Origin of the sequence: Lacisediminihabitans sp. (assembly GCF_036569425.1) — a bacterium.
Classification (GTDB): Bacteria; Actinomycetota; Actinomycetes; order Actinomycetales; family Microbacteriaceae; genus Lacisediminihabitans.
The window spans coordinates 1-4,635 of the sequence record NZ_DATCQQ010000005.1 but is presented as its reverse complement, the minus strand read 5'-3'; the positions used below and the strand labels follow the sequence as shown (position 1 = coordinate 4,635).

Annotated in this window: 5 protein-coding genes; all 5 read left to right on the top strand. The window is 70.7% G+C overall.

Annotation, left to right across the window (positions count from 1 at the left end):
- Positions 1-680 (top strand): class I tRNA ligase family protein (locus VIM54_RS00460; RefSeq protein WP_331898208.1); only part of this gene is annotated, 680 nt, incomplete at its 5' end.
- A gap of 83 nt (positions 681-763) precedes the next feature.
- Entirely contained in the window at positions 764-1,702 is a 939-nt protein-coding gene (locus VIM54_RS00455; RefSeq protein WP_331898206.1) for an NADP-dependent oxidoreductase, read from the top strand.
- 35 nt (positions 1,703-1,737) lie between these two features.
- Positions 1,738-2,706, top strand: a complete 969-nt coding sequence (locus VIM54_RS00450) for a TatD family hydrolase (RefSeq protein ID WP_331898204.1) — start codon at positions 1,738-1,740, stop codon at positions 2,704-2,706.
- Positions 2,707-2,718: 12 nt separating this feature from the next.
- Positions 2,719-3,585: a 16S rRNA (adenine(1518)-N(6)/adenine(1519)-N(6))-dimethyltransferase RsmA gene (rsmA, locus tag VIM54_RS00445; RefSeq protein WP_331898203.1), complete on the top strand. Its 867-nt coding sequence runs from the start codon at positions 2,719-2,721 to the stop codon at positions 3,583-3,585.
- A 9-nt stretch (positions 3,586-3,594) separates the two neighbouring features.
- Entirely contained in the window at positions 3,595-4,530 is a 936-nt protein-coding gene (locus tag VIM54_RS00440) for a 4-(cytidine 5'-diphospho)-2-C-methyl-D-erythritol kinase (RefSeq protein WP_331898201.1), read from the top strand.
- Positions 4,531-4,635: the final 105 nt, after the last annotated feature.

The window sequence follows — 4,635 nt, the reverse complement described above, 5'->3', positions numbered from 1 at the left end:
TCGTCGGCGGCGAGAAGATGTCCAAGTCGAAGCTCACCGGCATCGCGCCGGAGCAGATCACCGACACCTTCGGCGTCGACGCGTTCCGCTACTACTTCATGCGCGCCATCAGCTTCGGCCAGGACGGCTCGTTCAGCTGGGAAGACCTCTCCGCGCGCTACCAGGCCGAGCTCGCGAACGGTTTCGGCAACCTGTCCTCGCGCGTGATCGCGATGCTGACCCGCTACCGGGGCGGCGAGATCCCGACCGGTGTCACCCTGACCGAGGCGGACGGGGCGATCTTCGCCGCGTCGAAGCGAGTGACGGCCGAGGCGGATGCCGCGATCGAGCGACTGGCGATCCACGAGGCGCTCGCCGCCATCTGGACCCTCGTCGACGACCTCAACGGCTACATCACGATCCAGGAGCCGTGGGCCCTCGCGAAGGACCCCGCGAACGCCGGCCGGCTCGACGCGGTGCTCTTCACCGCGCTGCGCGGGCTCGGCACGCTCGCCGTGCTGCTGTCGCCGTTCGTTCCGGACGCGGCGCAGAAGCTGTGGTCGGCGATCGGCGGTGTCGGCGCCGTGCAGGGGCAGGATGTGCGCGCCGCCTTCGACTGGGCCGGCGGCCCGATCGTCACGCCGCTGGCGAGCTCGCTCTTCCCGCGTATCGAATCGCCGGAGCCCGCGCCCGCCTCCTAGCGCGGAAGTTGACGACGGCTCGATCGCGTCGCAGACTGGCACTCGGTGGCAGCGCAGCCACCCGTGAGCAGTGAGGATGCCCGATGCCCAAGGCCGTCAGATTCTCGAGGTACGGCGGCACCGAAGTGCTCGAGTTCGTCGAGGTGGATGCCCGGCCGCCGGGCCGCCGCGAGGTGCAGGTCTCCGTCGTGAGCGCCGCCATCAACCCGGGGGAGATCGCGATCCGTGACGGGCGCATGCGGGACGTGTTCCCCGCCCACTTCCCGGAGGGGCAGGGCAGCGACTTCGCCGGAATCGTCACCGCTGTCGGCGAGGGGGTGGACTTCCCGCACGTCGGCGAGGAGGTCATCGGATTCTCGGACGGCCGGAACGCGCAGGCGGAGTACGTGACGATCGACGCGGCCCGCGTCATCCCGAAGCCGCACGGGGTCGGCTGGAACGAGGCCGCGAGCCTCTTCGTGGCCGGCACCACCGCCCGCGCCTCCATCGTGGCGGTCGACGTGCGAGCCGGGGACACCGTGGTGGTCGCCGGGGCCGCCGGAGGGGTCGGCGTCATTGCCACCCAGCTCGCCGTGCTCGCCGGCGCCGCGGTCGTGGCGACCGCGAGCGAGGAGAATCACGCGTTCCTGCGGAGCGTCGGGGCCATCCCGGTGGCTTACGGAAAGGGTCTGGCCGACCGCATTCGCAAGATGGTGCCCGACGGCGTCGACGCCTTTATCGACGCGCATGGCGAGGGAAACGTGCAGGTGGCGGTCGAGCTCGGCGTGCCGCGGGACCGCATCAACACCATCGCCGACTTCGCGGCGAAGAAGAAGTACGGGGTGAAGGCCGCTGGGATGTCCACGGTGCAGCCCCGGGAGGCCCTCACCGAACTGGCCCGGCTGGTGGCGAACGGCGAGCTGAAGATCCCGGTATACGCGACCTATCCGCTCGACCGGGTGCGCGCCGCGTACGAGCGTCTCGCCGCCGGGCATGGTCTCGGCAAGATCGTGCTCGAGGTGCGGCCTGCCGACTCGCTGTGACCGGGCGGCGGAGGCACGGCGGGTAGGATTCGGGGATGCCCGCGCTGGAGAACTCCCAAGGCCCGATCCGCCGGCGTGACACCTCGTCGGAGCAGGCCAAGACCCGCGACCTGAGCTATCCGCCCCTGCCGGAGGCCCTCGTGGTCGCCGTGTACGACAACCACACGCACCTCGAGATCGCCGACGGCGAGCACCCGCTCGACTACCGCGAACAGCTCGACCGCGCGTCGAGCGTGGGGGTGCGCGGGGTGGTGCAGGTGGGCGGGGACCTCGAGACGTCCCGCTGGTCGGCGGAGATGGCGGCGCGGGAGCCGCGGATGCTCGCGGCCGTGGCCATCCATCCGAACGAGGCGCCGCGGTACGAGGCGGATGGCACCCTCGACGCCGCCATCGCGGAGATCGACGAGCTCGCCGGGCGACCACGCGTTCGCGCCGTGGGGGAGACCGGACTCGACTTCTTCCGCACCGGGGAGTCCGGCCGCGCGGCCCAGTACAGGTCGTTCGAGGCGCACATCGCCATTGCCAAGAAGCACGACATCGCGATGCAGATCCACGACCGCGACGCCCACGCCGAGGTGATCGCCACCCTGCGCCGGGTGGGCGCCCCGGATCGCACGGTGTTCCACTGCTTCTCGGGCGACGCGGACATGGCCAGGCTGTGCGCGGACAACGGCTGGTACCTCTCCTTCGCCGGCACGGTGACCTTCAAGAACGCGGCCAACCTGCGGGAGGCGCTCACGGTGATCCCGCGCAGCCAGATCCTGGTGGAGACGGACGCGCCGTTCCTCACCCCGGCGCCGTACCGCGGGCGTCCGAACGCGCCATACCTGCTCCCGCACACGCTGCGCTTCATGGCCGACCATCTCGGCACCGACGTGTCGATGCTCGCCGCGCAGGTCTCATCCAACACCGAACTCGTCTACGGCGGCTGGGATGCCGAACCGGTAACCCACGAACAGGGTTCGCCATACGACGAGGCCGTCGACTCGTCCGAGCTCGCGTGAACGCGGCAATCGATGACTGAGCCGTCGAAGCTGCTGGGACCCGCGGAGATCCGCGACCTCGCCGAGATGCTGGACATCCAGCCCACCAAGAAGCTCGGCCAGAACTTCGTGATCGACGCCAACACCGTGCGCCGCATCGTGAAGGCGGCGGGGGTGAGCGCCAGCGAGACCGTCGTGGAGGTCGGGCCGGGACTCGGATCCCTCACGCTCGGCCTGCTCGAGGTCGGGGCGTCGGTGGTGGCGGTCGAGATCGACAGGCGGCTCGCCGCGCAGCTGCCGGTGACGGTGGAACTGTTCCGGCCGGGCGCACCGCTCACCGTGATCACGGCGGACGCGATGACGATCACCGAGCTGCCTGGCGAGCCGACGTCCCTCGTCGCGAACCTGCCGTACAACATCTCGGTGCCGGTGCTGTTGCACTTTCTCGAGTATTTTCCGCACATCGCCTCCGGCCTCGTCATGGTGCAGTCCGAGGTGGGGCAGCGGATCGCGGCCACGCCGGGGTCCAAGATCTACGGGAGCCCGAGCGTGAAGGCCGCCTGGTATGGCGTGTGGCGCACGGCCGGGCAGGTGAGCCGCCAGGTCTTCTGGCCGGTGCCCAACGTCGACTCGATTCTCGTGCGTTTCGAGCGGCGCGAACAGCCGGGCACCGAGTCCGAGCGTCTCGCGACCTTCTCGCTCATCGACGCGGCGTTCCAGCAGCGGCGCAAGATGCTTCGGCAGTCGCTCTCGGTCGTGCTCGGTTCGAGCGCCGAGGCATCCGCCCGTCTGGAGGCAGCGGGGGTCGCCCCGACGGCCCGCGGCGAGGAGCTCACGGTGCTCGACTTTTTGTCGATTGCGCGGTCGGGTGCGTATGGGGCGGTCGAGCGGGTCGGCTAGGTTGGAGTAATGACCACCGCGGCCGCTCCGAAGGTGGTTCACGCGCGGGCACCGGGCAAGATCAATGTTTTCCTCAAGGTGGGCGCCCTGCTCGAGGACGGCTACCACGACGTCGCGACCGCCTACCAGGCGGTGACGCTCAGCGAGGACGTGCGGGCCTCGGCGGCCGACGACTTCTCGGTGACCTTCAGCGGCCCGATCGACTCCTCGAAGCTCGCCACCGGCGGAACGAACCTCGCCATCAAGGCGGCGCGGCTGCTCGCCCGCAAGGCCGGCTACCGCGGGGGCGTGCACCTCGAGATCGAGAAGCACGTGCCCATCGCCGGGGGAATGGGCGGCGGGTCGGCGGATGCCGCGGCCACCCTGCTCGCCTGCGACGCGCTCTGGGGGACCGACCTCTCGCGCGAGGACCTTCTCGACCTGGCCAAGCGACTCGGATCGGACGTGCCGTTCGCGTTCACCGGGGGCACGGCGATCGGCACCGGTCGCGGCGACCAGCTGAGCCCGGCCCTCGCGAAGGGCCAGTTCCAGTGGGTGCTCGCCTTCGCCGACTTCGGCATGAGCACGCCGCTCGTCTACAGCGAACTCGACCGGCATCGCGACCGGCACTCGCAGGACATCTTTCCGGCGGCGGTGCAGCCGCAGGTGGACGCCAATGTGCTGCAGGCGCTGCGCGCCGGCGACCCGCACATGCTCGCCGAGGTGCTGCACAACGACCTGCAGGCCCCCGCGCTGCACCTCGAGCCCGAACTCGCCCGGGTGATCGAACTCGGCGAGGAGAACGGCGCGCTCGCCGGCATGATCTCGGGCTCCGGCCCCACGGTCGCCTTCCTCGCGCCGAACCTCGACGGCGCCCTCGAGCTCCAGATCGCCCTCAGCGCGGCCCGCCTCACGGTCGTGCGCGCGACGGGCCCCGTTCACGGCGCCCGCATCCTGACCCCCTGAGCGCGTCCCGCCTCGCGTCATCCCGCCTCGCGTCACGCGTCATCCCGCCTCGCGCCTCGAGTCGGGGCATGTGGCCGTTTTGCCGGCTCGGATGCGGCCATTCAC

Excerpts from the sequence above, each read along its gene's own strand:
- rsmA (WP_331898203.1), top strand. The coding sequence starts at position 2,719 with ATGACTGAGCCGTCGAAGCTGCTGGGACCCGCGGAGATCCGCGACCTC.
- VIM54_RS00455 (WP_331898206.1), top strand. The coding sequence starts at position 764 with ATGCCCAAGGCCGTCAGATTCTCGAGGTACGGCGGCACCGAAGTGCTC.
- VIM54_RS00450 (WP_331898204.1), top strand. The coding sequence starts at position 1,738 with ATGCCCGCGCTGGAGAACTCCCAAGGCCCGATCCGCCGGCGTGACACC.
- VIM54_RS00440 (WP_331898201.1), top strand. The coding sequence starts at position 3,595 with ATGACCACCGCGGCCGCTCCGAAGGTGGTTCACGCGCGGGCACCGGGC.